The organism is Mesorhizobium sp. M1169 (assembly GCF_040318345.1).
Classification (GTDB): Bacteria; Pseudomonadota; Alphaproteobacteria; order Rhizobiales; family Rhizobiaceae; genus Mesorhizobium.
The window spans coordinates 66,151-83,736 of the sequence record NZ_JAMYME010000022.1 but is presented as its reverse complement, the minus strand read 5'-3'; the positions used below and the strand labels follow the sequence as shown (position 1 = coordinate 83,736).

The window sequence follows — 17,586 nt, the reverse complement described above, 5'->3', positions numbered from 1 at the left end:
GGACTCGGGGTTTGCCGCAGCCTCGCCCTGGGCGGAATGCCCGTTTGGGTGGTCGACCGCAAGCGATCGAACCCCGCGTTGTGGTCGCGCTACGCCCAGCCCGTCCTGGCAGACGCCCTGCATGGCCATAGCTTCGTGGTCTTCCTCCGCGATCTTCGGAGACGAATCGGCGAGCGGCCCTTCCTGGTCGTCACGGATGAGCTGGCACTTCTTACGATCTCGGAGTACCGCAAAGAGCTGGAGGGGCTTTACCACTTCCGCCTCCCAACTCACGATACAGTTATTATGCTGCACGACAAAGCCAGGTTCCACGAGAGCGCCGGTGAGCACGGCTGGCCAGTGCCGAACGGCGTGGTCGTGCGGGACCTCGCGGGCGTTCGCGAGATCGCGTCGCTCCGCCTGCCGATGATCCTGAAACCCGCCGACAAGCGCCATTTCCACGAGGGACATGCTCCTCGCCTGATCACCGCGGAGAGCTACGCTGACGCATTCTCGGCCGCCGAGAGGCTGCTGGCTCAGACCGGCGAGGTCTTGGTGCAGGAGACGATCGAGGGACCCGACGACAACATCTATTTCTGCCTGTTCTACCGGGGACGCAAGGGCGAGACGCTCGGCATGTTCACCGGGCAAAAACTAGCCAGCACGCCGCCGGGCACCGGGAGCACGGCGTTCTGTACGGCCGCAGCAAACGAGGAGTTGGAACGCACCACGAAAAACCTTCTCGATCAGGTTAACTACTTCGGATTTGGCGGCGTCGAGTACAAGCGAGATACGAGGAGCGGACGCTTTCTGATAATAGAGCCGACGGTCGGGCGCACTGACTGGCAGGAGGAGTCGGCGACGCTCGTCGGCGTCAATATCCCGCTGATAGCCTATCGGCATGAACTCAACCTGCAACCATTGCCGGCCGGCCCGGTTGACGGCCGCGTGGTCTGGCAGGGCTCATGGATCGAGCGGATCCGCTTTGGCGCGAAGCCGATCCCCCCTCGCTCTGTAGTGGTGGATGGCTTCTGGCGCCGGGACGATCCGCTGCCGGCCCTAGTGCATTACCCGTGCGATGTGGCGCGCGCTGTGGCTTTTTATCTGCCTCCCTGGCTCGCAGGTCCGCGGCGGACAGTTGGCAAGGCGCATCGCTCGAGGTGGTTCTCGTCAAAGCCGTCGTCTTTTTGAAATCCGCCGTGAGAACAACAATGCGCATTTGCTTGAGTCTCGATCCGTCGCGTCCGATGCGCTGGCATCTGTGGCTGGCAGAGGCGCTTGCTGAAGTGCCAGGCAACGATATCTCCTGCGCCTTCGCGGCCGGCTCCCGCCCGATGCCGTTGATCTTCCGTCTGCTGCTCGAACTCGAACGACTACTCTATGGCTTTCGTGTCAACGGCGCCATCGACTTCGTCGAGGCGGCGCTGCGATGCCTGCCGCCGCCTCCGGTCGACCAAGTGGATGTCGTGATCGATTTGAGCGGTGCGGAATCGCTCCCGTCGGGACGGCGCGTGCTGACGCCGCTCTTCAACGGCATACCGGGCGAGATCGGAGTCATGGCGGCCTTGGCGAATGACCAGGACTCTCTTGTCGACCTGCACGACACGGCGCGCCCGTCGCAGCCGTGGATGGCGCGTCCGGCCAGTGTGGACCGTGAAGTGTTCGCAGCGAGTCTCGATAGCGTCCTCTCCTGCGCTGTGGCGCTGATCCTAAAAGCCTTGCGCGAGGAAACCAGTTCAGCTGCGTCCGTTGTCGCCGGCCCACGGACGGCCGTGCCTTCGCCCGGCGCGCTTTCGGCCATTGCATGGGAGACTGGCACGGTGGCGTCGAAGGCAATCAAGTTGTTGGACAGCTTGGCGAGAGGCGGCAGGACGTGGGGGATTGGCTGGCGCTTCGACCATGCGGCGAGTCTGCTCGACAAAGGCGGAGCGTCCTTCACGGTGCTCACCGGGGAAACCGGCAGCTACCTTGCCGACCCGTTCCCGTTCCGGCACCAGGGGCAGGATTTCATCTTCGTCGAACAGTACCTCTACTCAAAGAACCGGGGGTGCATTGCGGTCGTGAAAGTGGACCCGCGCGGGACCGCCGGCGAACCCCAGATCGTCGTGGAGGAGCCGCACCACCTCTCGTACCCGTTCGTGTTCGAGCAGGACGGGCAGGTCTGGATGATCCCCGAATCGGGGGCGGCCAGGAATGTCAGTCTCTACAGGGCAGTCGAATTCCCGTACCGGTGGACGCGGGAGGCCTGCCTGATCGACGGCATCGAGGGCTACGACACCACACCGCTTTACCATGAAGGCGGCTTCTGGTTTTTCGTCAGCCCCAGGCTGTGGAGGTCCACGTCCTGGGATGTCCTCAGTCTCTACCGTGCCGAGAGCTTGACCGGGTCCTGGACGCCTCATGCCGCAAACCCCGTCCTGATCGATGCCGCGCTCAGCCGCCCTGCAGGCGCTGTCATCCGACACGGCGGACGGACGCTGCGCCCGGTCCAAGACTGCGCGCGCGGCTATGGCGGTGCGGTGACGTTCTGCCGGATTGATGCCCTCGGTGAGTCGGAATTTCTCCAAACCCCCGTCGGTCGTATTCGATCCGGAGCGTTCGGTTGCCACACCTACAATCGGCGGTCCGGTCTGGAGGTGATCGACTTGTTCGGTCATATCCGTGGATTGCAAGAGGTCACGACCTCGTATCGATTGCTTATACCCGACGCGCCGGTCGCAGTACCGCGTAGGCAGCCCCTCTCTTGACCGGTCTGCGGGCAGCTGCTCGAGCGCAACATACGCCGCCCGCAAAGGGCAGGGTGCTCTCGACCCTTCTCGGGGACACAACAAACTCGGAAAATCACGGCTGAGCGACGGAGCGAGCTCATCTGCGTCGTCCGAACAATCGGCGCGCTCTGGCAAGCTATCGGCGTAGCCTGTCTTCTCGCCGACCGAATACATCAAATTCCTTTCGCCAAAGCGACTCCGATGCTCTGGAGGCGGCCGCCGGTCGATGCATGTCCGTGCTGGCGTCGAAGGGGCCTGAAGTCTAACGGGCTTGGCAAAGCTGCCAACACAGCTGCTGAAGACGATCGTTGCCTCCGCCGCAGATGGGCATGGTTCGAAATAACCTTATGGGATACCCCAAGAGAGTTACTCATCTATTGTTTTGTTACAACCATATATTGTTCTTTCATTTCGAGTATGCATCAGCAATGCTCCCGCGTCAAAGATTAGATCGCCACAAGCGTACTAAATATTCTTGATATTATCTCCATTTAGTATGATCGGGAGTCCGCACTATGGTTGGATCAAGCACATCCGTGGATGTGGCGGTCATTGGAGCTGGCCCCTACGGCTTGTCGCTGGCCGCGCATTTGCGTGGGAACGGTGTGGAGCACCGGATTTTCGGGGAGCTCATGGGGTCATGGAAGCACAACATGCCGCCCGGTATGCTGCTCAAATCCTATCCCTGGGCGTCGAGCCTGTCGGATCCGTGGTCCCAATTCGCACTGAAGACGTTCTGCGCCGAGCGGGCTCTGGACTATCATGACGAACTCATTCCGTTTTCGCTCAGCCGGTTTATTGAGTACGGCGAAACCTTTCAGAGGCGTTACGTCCCCTTAGTTGAGCGCAAGACCCTGATGGCGCTGGAGCCCGGCGCTGGCTGCTTTCGCGCCACTTTCGATGACGGCGAGATAGTCCATGCGCGCCGCGTAGTGGTCGCGGTCGGCCTACATCCGTTCAAACGGCTGCCGTACCAGGCGGCGCATCTGCCCGCTGACCTATGCTCGCATAGCGGTGAGTACGGCACTCTGGAGCCGCTGGACGGCAAGGAAATCATCGTGGTCGGATCCGGATCATCGGCGTCCGATCTGGCGGCGCTGCTCTACGAACGCGGGGTCTCGGTTTCACTCGTTGTGCGCCGACGGCAGCTGGATTTCGCCGGTCGCCCTCGCCCCCGAACCCTGTTCGAGCGCACCGTCGCCCCAATGAGCGGCATCGGCCCCGGCTGGACCTTGGCGACCTGCGCCAAATATCCGCAATTGATCCAGCTTCTGTCGAAGGATTTGCGAGTCTGGCTTGCCAACATCAGGACGCTCGGACCCATTGGCGGCGCCTTCATGAAGGACCGGGTTATCGGGAAATTGCCGGTGTGGGTCGGTCACACGCTTCAAAGCATCGAGACACGCGACGGCAAAGTGCTACTCGATGTGATGGACGCCAGTGGCGCGCGGCGTTCGATGCCGGCCGACCACGTCATCTTCGCGACCGGCTACAAGATCGATGTGGGGCGGCTAGGTTTCCTGAACCCAACGCTGTTGCGCCAGATCCGCGTGGTTGAGGGCGCGCCGCAGTTGTCGGCTCATTACGAGACCTCGGTGCCCGGCCTGCATTTCATTGGTCCCGCCGCCGCGAACAGCTTCGGCCCAGTGTGTCGATTCGTATACGGGACCTACCACCCGGCCCATCATCTCGCCCGACACCTATCGGCAGTCTTGGCGCGCTGCCAGTCCGCCTCCTGGGTCCCATCGTACGACCTCAAAGCGCTGTCATGAACGCGCGTCTCGCCAGCATTCTCGCCCCTGCCGGTGCCGTATCGCCGCCTGACCCAATTAATTTCGCGCTGCAGCGATCGCTGACTCTGCCCCGGGTCAGCTTCGTCGTCCCGACGCTCAATGAAGCCGAGAACCTCCCTTGGCTTCTGCCGCGCATCCCCAACTGGGCCCATGAGGTCATTATCGTGGATGGTCGTTCGACCGACGACACGGTCGCCGTCGCGCGCCGCCTGCGCGAGGACGTGAAGATTGTCATGGAACCGCGGCGGGGCAAGGGCGCTGCGCTGCAAGCGGGATTCCTGGCCGCCACAGGCGACATCATCGTCATGCTGGACGCTGACGGCTCGATGGTCCCGGAGGAGGCGATCGTCTTTGTCAGTGCGCTGATGGCCGGCGCGGATCTTGTGAAGGGTTCACGCTTCATCCAGGGCGCCGGCACCGACGACATGTCGCTGTTCCGGATGTTCGGCAACAGGGGGCTGACCCTGTTCGTGCGACTGCTCTACGGCGGTTGGTTCTCCGATCTATGCTACGGATACATAGCCTTCTGGACCAGGCACGTCGCCACGCTTGACTGCGATTGCGACGGGTTCGAGATCGAGACCCTCATCAACGTGCGGGCCTTGAAGAACCATCTCAATATCGTGGAGGTGGCGAGTTTCGAGGCTTCGCGCATCAGCGGTGTGAGCCATCTGCGCGCCATGCCGGACGGCTGGCGCGTCCTGAAAACCATCCTGCGCGAGAGGGTGCACCAACAGCGCAGGCGGAGCGCGACAGCCTGTGTTGTCGGTGGACAGACCTGATGCGAATTCTGATGGTTGCCGCTCGCTGCTATCCGCTCATAGGCGGCATCGAAACTCACATCCAGGAAGTCGGTCCCCGCTTGGTGGCGCGCGGCCACGTGGTCGACGTGCTCACCACCGATCCCTCGGGGGAGTTGCCGGTTGAGGAGGAGGTGCGCGGCATGCGCGTGCGGCGCGTGCCGGCTTGGCCGAGGGAGCTGGACCTCTATTTTGCGCCCGGCATTTATACCGCGATTCGGCGCGGGACTTGGGATCTGATCCATTTCCAAGGTTACAACACCTTCGTGGCGCCGATCGGACTGCTCGCGGCCGTGCGCGGGGACCTGCCGTTCATCCTGACCTTCCATAGCGGCGGGCATTCCTCCCGGCTGCGCAACACCATGCGCGGCACGCAGCACGCGCTGCTCCGGCCGCTGGTGGCCCAGGCCGCGCGGCTGATTGGCGTCTCCGAATTTGAAGCCAGCTTCTTCAGCAGGAGGATGGGCGTGCCGCCGGAACGGTTTGTCGTCATCCCGAACGGCGCCGCGATGCCGGCTGCGAGCCCCGGCATCAAGGTCGATCCGCACCTGATCGTCTCGGGCGGCAGGCTCGAGCGCTATAAGGGCCACCACCGGGTGATTGGGGCTTTGCCCGAACTGATCCGCAGGGTGCCAGACGCGCGGCTGCACGTCGTCGGTACAGGCCCCTATGAGGGAGAGTTGCGGCGCCTCGTCGCGACGCTCGGCCTTGAGAAGCGGGTCGCTATCGAAGCCATCCCCGGATCCGAGCGGCAGAAAATGGCAGACCTTCTGGCGGGGGCTGCGCTGTTCGTGCTGGTCAGCGACTACGAAGCCCATCCGATCGCCGTAATGGAAGCCCTGTCGCTGCGCCGTCCGGTCCTTGTTAGCGACACGGCCGGACTGCGGGAGCTGGCCGCCAAGGGCCTGTGCAGGGCGATTCCGCCCAACGCCGGCCCGAAAGAACTGGCCGCTGCCATGGCCGATGAGCTGAAGGCCCATCGGGAGGTCCCGGATTTGGCGCTACCGGACTGGGATGCCTGCGCTCAAGCGCTGAGCGACGTTTATTGTGATGTTCTGAGCAGCCGATCCAGGGTCCGCTTGCCCCCCGGTGGCGTGATGTCTTGGCCTCCTGCTACAGAGGTATGAGCCTGATGGTGCCAGCTCATTTCACCGCGGGAGCTCGGATCAGCCCACTCCGGGCCGGGATACGGTTCGTCTCGGCCGTTATCGGCCCCGACCTTCGCGGCGGCAGCGTCGAGACCCCGCCGCACCGGGCCAACGTCGGATGGATCGCGGTTCTGTGCCTGACGATTGCCACGGCTCTGCTCCTGGTCGTGGCCGGGCACGCCGCCGGGCGTCGGGCCTATGACGTTGCGCCGCTTTTCTTCTGGTCCGGAGTCGTCCTCCTGGTCGTCCCTATCAGCCTGCGCATAGCTTGGCCGATGCTAGCCCGGGGTGAGCGCCTCTTCCTCCTGTTTCTGCTTGCCGAAGCCCTGTTCTATTACAAGGCGGTCTATTCCCCGACGAGCTTCATCAATCATGACGAGTTCTTGCACTGGATCGCAGCCGACGATCTTATGACGGCCCGCCGCCTATTTCTGTCCAACCCACTTCTCCCGATCGGGCCAACGTATCCCGCCTTGGAAATCCTTTCGACGGCGATCGTCAATCTGACGGAATTGCCATTGTTTGTCGCGGGGACGCTATTGTTGATCGTCCTCAGGGGCACGTTCATCGGTGCTCTGTTTGTGTTCTTCGAAAGCATCACCGGATCGCCGCGGATCTCGGCCATAGCCTGTCTGGCCTATATGGGCTGCTCAACCTTCGTCCTGTTCGAGTCGATGTTCTCCTACGAGAGCCTCGGCATCGTGCTGTGCGTGCTGACCTTCGCCGTCGAGGCAGCGTCCAAGGATCTCGTTGGGCGACCGAGGCTGAAGGCGCTCGGGCTGATTGCCTTGCTGTTGGCGAGCCTCGCGGTCACGCACCACCTTTCGGCCGCTTTCACCGCCAGCTACTTCGGAGCACTGGCGGCCCTTGAGGCTTTGCGCCGACACGGCCCCTCGCGGATCAAGGCCAGGACCGCCGCAGGCGTCACCGCGCTGTTGGCTATAGCCCTGCCTCTCCTTTGGATACTGGCCCATGGCAATCCTCTCACAAGCTATCTCGGTCCTGTGGTCGAAACCGGCTTCAACACATTGCTCGGAAAGATCCTGGGCGCGCCTACTCCACGCTCGGAGCACCTCGGAGCGCCGACGCAACCCCTGAGCATGCACCTGACCACCTTGCTCGCGATCCTGCTGTTGGCGCTCGGGCTGGCGACGGGCTTCTTTCGGTCGCTGGCCATGGCAGCGCCGAGTGATGCGCGGACAGGTTGGCGTTCGATCCACGACGTTCTGAAGCGCCGCTGGCGCGACAGCCGCATAACGCTCCTCACCTTTATTACCTTACTGTTTCCGGTCTCGCTGGCCTTCCGGTTGACCAACGCTGGATGGGAAATCGGCAACCGCCTGGGAACATTCGTGTTCATCGGCGTCGGGTTGGTCGTCGCGGTGAGTGTCGTCCAGTTCTGGGAGGGTCGCACGCCGCGCGAGTGGCGCAGCGTCGCACCGGCCGTTGCGCTGGCGGCCATCGTCCTGGGCGGCGTCACGAGCGCTACGCTCGACCCCTTGCGTGGACGCTACAGGGTGGCGGCCGACCAGCAATCGATCGAATCCATGGGGATCGAAACCGCTCTCTGGACCAAGGAATGGCTCAAGCCCGGCAATCGCTTCACCGCCGACCGCACCAATCGCCTGCTGCTCGCCGGCTACGGGCGGCAGGATGCCAGGGTCAACATCGTCCAAGGCGTCGATGCAGCGCGCATTTTCGAGGCCAAGGAATTGGTGCCTGACGATCTTTACGCCTTGGCGAGGGGCGACGTCGATTTCCTGCTGGTGGATCTGCGCCTGTCCACAGCCATCCCGGTGCTCGGCTTCTACTTCGAGCCGTGGCAAGCGCAGCAGGGAACGCCGCTCTCGGGCGCACAGCTGCTCAAGTTCAACAACATCGAGGGTATCACGCGCATCTACGACAACGGCTGGATCGTCATCTACGATGTGAGGGGATTACATGGGAATTCCTAGCAACCGGGACCTTGCGGCCGCCTGCCTGTGGGCAGGGGCCACGATGGCGGCCGTTGCGGTAAGCGACAGCTTGCTCCTCCGTACCTCCCTGGGCGCGCCGATGGTATTGCTCGTCTCGGGCCACGCGGTGCTGCGGGCTCTTGGCGTGAGAACCACCTCCGCGTCGGAACATCTCGTCTACGCGGTCGGAGCAAGCCTCGCTGCCGGCATCGCGGGGGGCTTTGCCCTGAATGCCGTAGGCTTCCTCACGCCGCTCGGCTGGGCGGTGTGGTTCGGGACCGTGACGGCCGCCGCGGCGCTGGTGGCGGTCCGCTGCGACGCTCCCGATCGGCCAGCCTGGCCGGCTCCGCCGCGGCTCCGGCTCTGGCAGGGTGCCGCACTGATGCTGGCGGTGCTGGTGGCGACCGGAGCCTATGCGCTGGCCGTCCGGGACGAAGCGGCCTACCGGGAATTCAAATACACCGAGTTCTGGATGTTGCCATCGCCCAATGGCGAGCCCGACCTGCTCACCGTCGGCATCAGAAGCGCCGAGACCCGAGCTCAGCGATTCGACTTGGAAATCACCCTCGACGGGCAACCGTTCGCCATCTTCCAATCGCTCACCATCGCGCCGGGCGACACCTGGGCCCGGGAAATCTTGGTGCCCGTCTCGGCAACTCGCCAGACGGCGGAGGCGCGGCTCTATGGGCCGGAACACGACCGACTCTATCGTCGCGTTTCGACGCTGGTGCCGCCCATCTGAAACGAGGCTTGCCATGCGCATCCTGCTACTGTCGCAGTTCTATCCTCCGGTGATCGGGGGAGAGGAGCGGCACGTCCGCAACCTCGGCACGGCGTTGGCGCAGCGGGGCCATCATGTCAGCGTCGGGACCTTGATGCATCCCGGATCGCCCGCAACCGAGCTGGACGGCGCGGTCCGCGTGCACCGCTTGCGCGGCACGCTCCAGCGTCTGTCAGGCCTCCACACCGATCCCGAGCGCCGCCACGCACCACCTTTCCCGGATCCCGAACTGGTGCTAGCCCTGAAGCGGCTGGTCGCTCAGGAGAGGCCGGACATCGTCCACGCCCATAACTGGATCTACGCGTCCTTCCTGCCGGTCAAAGTTCTCAGTGGGGCACGCCTCGTGGTCACGCTGCACGACTACGGCCTTGTCTGCGCCAAGAAGAACTTCATGCACTTGGGGACCCATCTCTGCAGTGGCCCAGCACCGGGCAAGTGCTTACCTTGCGCCACCGGGCATTACGGAGCCGTAAAGGGAGCCGCGACAACGTTGAGCAACTGGGCGTCGAGCTTCGCCGCTCAGCGCCTGGTGGACCGCTTCATCGCGGTGAGCCACGCCGTGGCGCGTCACACCGGACTCACCCGAGGCCGCGCCCGCTATGAGGTCATCCCCAACTTCGTGCCCGACGACATCGGGGTGCTTGGCCCGGAAGATCCCTGGCTGCGGGAGGAGCTGCCTGTGGATGGGTTCATCCTGTTTGTCGGCGACATGATGCGCCTCAAGGGCATTGGCGTTCTCCTGCAAGCCTATGCCAGCCTGGAGCGGCCGCCGCAACTGGTCCTGATTGGGCGGCGGGCCCCCGATACGCCAACCGAGTTTCCGCCAAACGTTCACGTCTTCAGTACGTGGCCGCATTCCGCCATCATGCACGCATGGCGGCGCTCGCTGTTCGGCGTGCTGCCATCGCTGGGACCCGAAGCCTGCGCGACGGTCATCATGGAAGCGATGGCGTCCGGCAAGGCAGTCATCGCAACCGATGTCGGCGGCATGCCGGATATCGTCGATCATAGCGAAACAGGGCTTCTCGTGCCGCCCGGTGACGCGCATGCCCTGGCGCAGGCGATGCAAACACTTCTGGAAGACCGCGCCCTGCTGGCCCGCCTAGAGGCGACAGGCCTCGCCAGGGTGGGGCGCCTCAAAGCCGGAGTGATTGTGACCCGGATCGAGCAGGTCTACCGGGACGTCCTGCGCCCAGCCGCCGGCACGTCCGCGGTGCGGGCGCGCCAACTCTCCAAAGACCCATCATGCCGGTAGATCTCGCCGTGACCGCACTTAATGGCGTGCGCCGGGCGCTTCAAAAGAACGCCACACTCCTCGCGAATTCCGGCGCTCTGGCCATCGGAACGATGGCAGCGGCCGGTCTTGGGTTAATCTATTGGTTGCTCGCCGCCCGGCTGTTTCCGCCGGAGGTGATAGGCAAGGCCTCTGCCCTCCTGTCCGTGATGGGGCTGGTCGGTCTGTTGGGGGAGGCCGGGCTCGGGACCCTGCTGATGGGCGAAATCGTTCTGCACCCGGGCAAGGAGCGCGGCCTCGTGGCCGCGGCAGCGTCCGTCGGGGTGGCGCTGGCGATTGGCTTCGCCTTGTTGTTTGTCTTCGGGGAGGCGTATCTCAACATCTCGGCCGGGCCGATCGACGGTTGGTTCGAGGGCGTTGCGTTCGTCGTCGGCTGCTGCCTGACCGTTCTCAGTGCGGTGGTCGATCAGGCGCTCGTGGGCAACTTGCGCAGCACCGGCAGGATGATCCGGCAAGTGCTGTTCTCCACGTTCAAGCTGATCCTGATCGCCGCCGCCGCAGCCGCTGGCTACGCCTCCAATGCCGCGATTCTTCTGACCTGGGTGGCCGGTATGCTGGCCTCCTGGATCGGCGTCGATCTCTTGACCCGGGGTGGCGCGCGTCACCTCGTTGGGCTCCCCGATTTCCCGCTGCTGCATACGCTCCGACGCAAGGTCTTCGACCACTACACGCTCGATGTGGCCGTGCAGACCTCGGCTCTCATCATGCCGTACCTTGTGCTAATTCTCCTGTCGCCGGCCATCAATGCCGCCTTCGTATCGTTGTGGATGCTGGTGTCCATGGCCTCGATCATTCCCGCAGCCATGGCTACGGCCCTGTTCCCCGTGGTTAGAGCAAGCCCGAAACAATCCAGGCACTACATCCTTTTGTCGCTAATGGCGTCATTGCTCTTCTCAGTGGTCTTCGCCGCCTTCATCTTAACCTATTCGCAGCAGATCCTTGCGGTCTTCAATCCGGCCTATCCTGAGATCGCTGGTCCGAGCCTGCGCTTTCTCGGCTTTAGCCTGCTGGGATTAACGCTCAAATTTCATGCCTGCACGCTGGCGCGGCTGAGCGATACGATGCGCAAGGCATCTCGCTGGTTCACGCTTGGGGGATTACTGGAACTGTGCTTCGTGGTCGCGGGGGCGAAGCTTGATGGGCTTCAAGGCCTGGTCATAGGCTGGACGCTTGCCGTCAGCGTCGAGGGTGCATGTGCGGCCCTGATTTTGGCCTTCGCGATGAAACTGGATACTGCCGCCGGCCCTATGCACCAAGGGCCGCCGCCGGTTGCGTCGCCATCTGAGACATGAGGAGACACCGGTTATGGCGCAAGGTTACCGACCGCAATTGGATGGCCTGCGGGCCATCGCGACAAGCGAAAATTCTTTATCGCGCGCGCGTACTGCGCCACGCTATCCCCATCCCGGCAGCTCGACCGCGATTGGAAGCAATCTTGCTTACAGGCTCGGCAAGTTGAAAGACCTCGGACTGCTGCAGGGAGTCTGGCTCGACTGCGGCTGTGCCGACGGCGGCTACACCGAGGCCCTGGTCGCCTGGGGTGCCCGGAAAGCCATTGGTGTCGATCCTGAACGATCGAGGATCGACGAGGCCATCGCTCGCAAGCTGGCGAATGATGAGAGGCTTAATCGGCGGCCAAATGCGATCGAATACCACTGCTGCACCGACGACTTCCCATTACCGGATGCCTCTGTCGATGCGACATTGTTGAATGAGGTTCTTGAGCACGTCGCCGACGAGGCGGCCACGCTGCGCGAAATTTGGCGGGTCCTGCGGCCCGGTGGTCATCTGGTCGTGATGAGTCCAAATCGCTGGTTTCCATTCGAGGGCCATGGGATGCGGTTTCTAGGCCGCAATTTCGGGTTCCCTATCCCACTGCTTCCTTGGCTACCGAGTTCGTGGTCGGCTCGCGTTATGGCGGCACGGAACTACTGGCCCCATGAATTGCGCAATATCGTGGCCGCGGCGGGTTTCGAGATACAGAAGGTCGACTATGTGCTGCCGGTATTCGAGCTTTATCAATGGCTGCCGGCTGGCGTGATATCGACCTATCGGCAGCTCATCCCACGGATCGAAAAAACGCCTTTGCGGAAATTCGGCGTTTCAACCCTGGTCGTAGCGACCCGCCCCGTCACTTGAGTGGCGACACCCAGCTTCGAAGACCGGCGCTCCACTCCGCCAGCCATGACGAATTGAATTCGAGTTGAAACGAACTGGAGAGCAGGATGGCTTCACGACATCTCCCGGCTGGGATGCTGCGTGCGCGACTGATCGCGGGGGCGAAGCTTGCCGGATTTCAAGGCCTTGGTCCTGGGCTGGACGCTCGCGTCAGCGTCGACGCTCCATGTGCGGCCCTACCGCGATGAAACTGGATTCTGCCGCCGGCCCTGTGCACGGAGGGCCGTCGGTTGTGTCGCCACCTGCGACTTAAGGAGACACCGGTCATGGCGCAAGGTTATCGACCGCAATTGGATGGCCTGCGAGCCATCGCGATCGGACTCGTCGGCGTCGAGCACTTCGGCGGGCCGTGGGTCAGAACGCACTTCCCCATCGGGGCGGGAGCGCTGGGCGTCCAACTGTTCTTCGTCCTGAGTGGCTTCCTAATCACGCGCAACTTGCTGTTCAGACTGGAGCAAGCCCCTGCGGGCGAAGTCATCCGCAGGTTCTACATCGGCCGCGCGGTACGGCTCATGCCAGCCTACTATCTGACCCTGCTGGTCCTGTTCGTGCTGGGCGTGCCCGAGGTTCACGACTTCATTCTCTGGCATCTCACCTACACGAGCAATTACCTCGCGGCTTCCGGCGGTCCCCTGCTGGTGTTCTGGTCCCTAGCCGTGGAGGAGCAGTTCTACCTGTTGCTGCCCATGCTGGTTCTGCTGTCCGGGCGCGATGCCGTGCGAGTGGCGGTATTCCTGATCGGCACCGGCTTCCTGTTGCGCACGTTGGTTCTGGCCACCCCGATCGATCGGTTTGCCTTCGAGCTCTCGATCTTCGGCAAATTCGAGATCCTAGGGTTTGGTGTGCTCATCGGCGCGTTATCCTATGCCGCGTCGAGGGAAGGACGCCGTCTCCGAGCCGGTCTGGACTGGTGGTGCGCCGGCTTGGCATGCCTCGCGTTCCAGTGCGTCGCCTCGTACGTCGCGGGCAACGGCATCCTGCGGCACCTCACTTTCAATCTGACGGTTGGGATCTTTTTCGCGCGGCTGGTGGTGGACGCCGACGCGGAGCTGCCAGGCTTACTCGCGTGGTTCAGCAGCTTTAGGTTCGTGCGCTTCGTCGGCAAAATCTCTTATGGCATCTACCTGACGCACGTGTTTTTCCTGAAGATTTTTCAATCGAGCGCGGTCGTAGAGCGGTTCGGAACCATTCCCCTTTGGGCTCAAGGGCTGATCGCCATCGTGCTGAGTCTGTGCGTTCCGACCATCTCATGGTTCCTGATGGAGTCTCCGCTGCTCAGACTGAAGGAGCGGGTGCTGGAGGGACGCGACGCCGCTCGCCTTGAGTATGGCCAATCCGGCCGTCAGTCGCGTCGGCAGGGGCAGCCGGCTGGGATTGCCGTCAAAGCCCAGTCGGATGTCGGTCGGGAGCTGTGAACCGGCGTAATCTAATTTAGGTGTCCGATAGAGGGCGAAAACCAGCTAAGGCGACTCCAAGGCATCCTCTCGAACCGTGGCGGTCCTGAGCGTCGCGGTGCCGGCGACTTCGTGGTATACGGAAGTCCCGCCCAGGTGGGCAAGTCCTGGAAGTCCCGGCGCCCACGTCCCGAGTCAGGCGCTATTATTTGGTGGCAACTGCCGTGATGCCCATCAGGATGCCGGCCAATTGAATGCGCCGCAACCGAGCCGGAAGCCGTTGCAGAGCCCGTTCGATGCCGTGCAGCAGCCGGTAGGGCGGCGTGGCGAGCCAATATCCGGCGACCACCAGCGGGAACTCGACTGGCCGAAAGCCGGCCTGGAGCATGAGGGCGCGCAGTGAGCGGTAGTCGTATTCCCGCATGTGCATGCCCGTCGCCACCTCGTCGAAAAAAACCGAGATATCGTGCGGCCCCGTAACTCCGCTCGGGGTCGTGCACACATAGTGCCCCCCGGGCCTGAGCACCCGGTGGATCTCCCGGAGCTGAGCCTCGGCGTCCTCCACGTGCAGATGCTCCATGACCTGGTCCGAATGCGCCAGATCGACGGAGTTGTCCGCGAGCGGGATCTCGACCCCGTCCGTCTTCAGGAAGCGGAAATTGGCCGGAGCGGCGGCGAAATCCACCAGGGCGTCCGTGACATCGAGGCCCAGCACCTCACGAGTGATCCCGGACATCGCGAGGGGCAGCGAGGCGTCACCGCAGCCGATCTCCAGGTACACGTCGCCGCGCCCCATCAGAGGCTTGAGGACCCTGACCTGTTTCGCGATCCGGTCCGGGCGCGAGCCGACGGCGGCTTTTTGCGGATGGTCCAGCAGGCTGTTGAACAGTTCCGAATAGACTTCGGGATAAAGTCGAGAGCGCTCGTCGCGGCAAGCGGCCCGCAGCCGATCCGCGAGCCGGCGTTCGAGTTCGTAATGCGCGATCAGGCGCTCAGGTTGCCGTGTATCCTTCCAGCGCCGCTGGATCGCAACATAGTCAGGCTTCAACTTTGTCAACACGTGCTCCCATTCGATTTGGCCGCTTCTTGGGGCCGAGTCCGATGAGATCCTGGCGACCCGGCCGGCGAGGTCGACCCGGCAGCTGAGCGGCCCAGCGCAAGGGCCCTCCCGTGCAGAACAATCACCCTTGCTGTGGGCATCAAATCGGACCGATCCTCTACTCTCTCACCACGCGGGCAGGCTCGACGTCGTTGGGGTTGGACGCGGCCGGCAAGCTCTCGCCAGTAGGCGACGGGGGTGGGACCGGTGAACCGGCCGGCTCTCTTGGCTCGTTTTCGCCCTCGATGATGTTGACGAGGTCGCCTGGCTGCAACAGGGTCATCCCGCCGGACTCGATGCTGACCGGCCCGGCTGCCGATTGCCGCACGATTCGATAGGTCAAGCTGTTCGCGTCCTTCGCAAACTGGGCGCGGGTCACCGGCAACGCGTACAGGACGCCTTCGCTGACGTTCAACTCGCGCACATTGGCCGCGATCTGGCTCTGCGTGCTCTCGATCTCGATCTCCAGATCGTTCCTGAGGTCGGCTCGGGCTCGCAACACCTCAGACTCCAGCGAAGCGAGGCGCTGCTTGGCGCTTGCGTATTGGTTGAGGGCGTTCTGCCTACGCTGCTCCGCGTCGGACAACTCACTCTGGATCTGATCCATCACTGTTATGCTGAGAACTTTGCGGTCCACGAGCGTTCGCATGCTGTTGACACGCTGCTGGCGTAGCTTGACGAGTTCGTCGAGCGACCCCATGCGCCCATAAGCGACAACATCCTGCCTGGCCGCCTCCAGTGCACGCATGGTCGCGCGCTCGCGATCCTTGCGGGCCGTGGCGATGCCCTTGCGCCGGTCGCTCTGCTCGTCGACACGGTTCGCAGCTTCGGTCGCGCCGGCCAGCTCCAGCAACTGGCGCGGGATAGCGGGTGCCGTACCGTCGCGCTCGGCCTTCAGAACCGCCGCGCGCGCGAGCAAGTTCAACATGGCATCGATCGCCCCGCTCCGCTTCTGGGTCTCACGCACAGCTTCGATCTTCTGCCACGGCTCGCTCTCGGCCCGATCGAGTCCGCCGGCCAGTGCGATCGCGTGCAGGATCGTCATGCCGGTCGCGTACTTGAACGAGCCTGGATTCTTGACCGGCCCCAGCACGTAAACGGGCGGGCGCTCCAGCGGCAGGATATTGACCAGTCCCTTGCGGCCCAGCAGTTGATTGAAGGTTTCCACTAGGTCGGCCTGTACCTGTTGCGTCGACCTGAGGGCGACCGGAATGGAGCCCAGCAAGGGCACGGAAATCGTGCCGTCCTCTTGGACAATATATTCGCCGCTCAGTTCCGGACGCTGCAGGATGCCGCGCAATCCCGAGGATGCGGCCCCCCACTTGTCTTCCTCGACGTCGACGCGCTCGTAGAACGCGATCTTAAGGCGGTCGCCGACGCCGAACACGGCTCCGGTTGGCACGTCTGGCGCCTTACTCAGGGCTTTGGGGCGCTCGGCATTGGTGGCGACGGCAGGGTCGGTGCTCTGCTCGACCATTGCCGCGGCCGATGCATCCGGCCCCTTGCCGAGGGTTTGGGGGTGCCCGGCAATGGTGGGGACGGCAGGGGCGGCGCTCCGTTCGACGAACGTCGCGGCCGACGCATCCGGTCCCGGCACGATCGCGCGGGCGCGGGAGGATTCGGCCGTGGTTTGAACCGGTTGTTCTTGCCAGCTATCGATGGCAGCAGACACCTTCTGCATCACGGCCCCGGAGATGTCCTCGAGCTTCTGTACCACGGGTCCGGAAGCATCCTCGGCCTTCTGCATCACGGCTCCGGAGGCATCCCCAACCCTCTGCGCCAGGGTTCCGGAGGCATCCTCGACCTTTTGCACCAGGGCTCCGGAGGCGTACTCAACCTTCTGCACCAGGGCTCCGGAGGCGTCCTCAACCTTCTGCACCAGGGCTCCGGAGGCATCCTCGACCTTCTGCACCAGGGCTCTGGAGGTGTCCTCAACCTTCTGCACCAGGGCTCTGGAGGTGTCCTCAACCTTCTGCATCACGGCCCCGGAGGCGTTCTTGACCGGCTGTGCCGCGGCCCCAGAGGCATCCTCGACCTCCCGCACCACGGGTCCGGAGACATCGTTGACCTTCTGTGCCACGGCTCTGGAAAGAACTTCTATTGCTCCTACTGCTCCTGCCCCCCAGTTTTTGACCGCGGCCCCTCCCAGGGCGGCGAGCCCGGAGAGCCCGAAGACAAGCAGGACGACCTTCCATCCCCCGCGGTCGGCCGCCTGTGACGAGGGAGTGTATTTTGCATCCATGGCCATGGCGCGTGGCTTTCACTTTCAAGTGGCCAGCCCGTCCCGAACTGCCGAGCATCGGTCGACGAGGAAGGCTCTGCCTTATCGTGACCCTTCACCGCCAGCGGCACAACTATCCCTTTGTAGGCACTCCTTCCGGATAAACACCCCGCCGG

At 63.4% G+C, this 17,586-nt stretch carries 13 protein-coding genes; 11 read left to right on the top strand and 2 right to left on the bottom strand.

Going from position 1 to position 17,586, the window contains the following annotated elements; translation table 11 throughout:
• Nucleotides 1-48 precede the first annotated feature (48 nt).
• The 11 genes from NKH41_RS20980 to NKH41_RS20930 all read left to right on the top strand — a co-directional run bounded on the left by NKH41_RS20980 (nt 49) and on the right by NKH41_RS20930 (nt 14,111).
• A complete protein-coding gene (locus tag NKH41_RS20980; protein ID WP_352933707.1) occupies nt 49-1,170 on the top strand; it encodes a carboxylate--amine ligase in 1,122 nt (373 codons plus the stop codon).
• On the top strand, nt 1,140-2,726 hold the full coding sequence (locus NKH41_RS20975; RefSeq protein ID WP_352933704.1) for a glucosamine inositolphosphorylceramide transferase family protein: 1,587 nt from the start codon (nt 1,140-1,142) through the stop codon (nt 2,724-2,726). Before NKH41_RS20980 ends, NKH41_RS20975 begins: the two co-directional genes overlap by 31 nt.
• Nucleotides 2,727-3,283: 557 nt before the next feature.
• Nucleotides 3,284-4,519: an NAD(P)-binding domain-containing protein gene (locus NKH41_RS20970; protein ID WP_352933702.1), complete on the top strand. Its 1,236-nt coding sequence runs from the start codon at nt 3,284-3,286 to the stop codon at nt 4,517-4,519.
• Nucleotides 4,516-5,322, top strand: coding sequence for a glycosyltransferase family 2 protein (locus NKH41_RS20965; RefSeq protein ID WP_352933699.1), 807 nt, complete (start codon nt 4,516-4,518; stop codon nt 5,320-5,322). Before NKH41_RS20970 ends, NKH41_RS20965 begins: the two co-directional genes overlap by 4 nt.
• Entirely contained in the window at nt 5,322-6,467 is a 1,146-nt protein-coding gene (locus NKH41_RS20960; RefSeq protein ID WP_352933696.1) for a glycosyltransferase family 4 protein, read from the top strand. Before NKH41_RS20965 ends, NKH41_RS20960 begins: the two co-directional genes overlap by 1 nt.
• The gene (locus NKH41_RS20955; RefSeq protein WP_352933694.1) at nt 6,464-8,443 is read left to right on the top strand and encodes a hypothetical protein; all 1,980 of its coding nucleotides are present in this window, start codon (nt 6,464-6,466) and stop codon (nt 8,441-8,443) included. The genes NKH41_RS20960 and NKH41_RS20955 overlap by 4 nt, the downstream gene beginning before the upstream one ends.
• Nucleotides 8,444-8,543: 100 nt before the next feature.
• Nucleotides 8,544-9,185, top strand: coding sequence for a hypothetical protein (locus NKH41_RS20950; RefSeq protein ID WP_352933691.1), 642 nt, complete (start codon nt 8,544-8,546; stop codon nt 9,183-9,185).
• Between the two features lie 13 nt (nt 9,186-9,198).
• The gene (locus NKH41_RS20945) at nt 9,199-10,479 is read left to right on the top strand and encodes a glycosyltransferase family 4 protein (RefSeq protein WP_352933689.1); all 1,281 of its coding nucleotides are present in this window, start codon (nt 9,199-9,201) and stop codon (nt 10,477-10,479) included.
• Entirely contained in the window at nt 10,470-11,810 is a 1,341-nt protein-coding gene (locus NKH41_RS20940; protein ID WP_352933686.1) for a lipopolysaccharide biosynthesis protein, read from the top strand. The genes NKH41_RS20945 and NKH41_RS20940 overlap by 10 nt, the downstream gene beginning before the upstream one ends.
• A 13-nt stretch (nt 11,811-11,823) precedes the next feature.
• Nucleotides 11,824-12,657, top strand: coding sequence for a class I SAM-dependent methyltransferase (locus NKH41_RS20935; protein WP_352933683.1), 834 nt, complete (start codon nt 11,824-11,826; stop codon nt 12,655-12,657).
• A 305-nt stretch (nt 12,658-12,962) separates the two neighbouring features.
• Nucleotides 12,963-14,111, top strand: coding sequence for an acyltransferase family protein (locus tag NKH41_RS20930; RefSeq protein ID WP_352933680.1), 1,149 nt, complete (start codon nt 12,963-12,965; stop codon nt 14,109-14,111).
• Between the two features lie 184 nt (nt 14,112-14,295).
• Here NKH41_RS20930 and NKH41_RS20925 read toward each other — a convergent pair whose 3' ends face one another.
• On the bottom strand, nt 14,296-15,147 hold the full coding sequence (locus NKH41_RS20925) for a class I SAM-dependent methyltransferase (RefSeq protein ID WP_352933677.1): 852 nt from the start codon (nt 15,145-15,147) through the stop codon (nt 14,296-14,298).
• A 160-nt stretch (nt 15,148-15,307) separates the two neighbouring features.
• Nucleotides 15,308-17,437, bottom strand: coding sequence for a polysaccharide biosynthesis/export family protein (locus tag NKH41_RS20920; RefSeq protein WP_352933674.1), 2,130 nt, complete (start codon nt 17,435-17,437; stop codon nt 15,308-15,310).
• Nucleotides 17,438-17,586 lie beyond the last annotated feature (149 nt).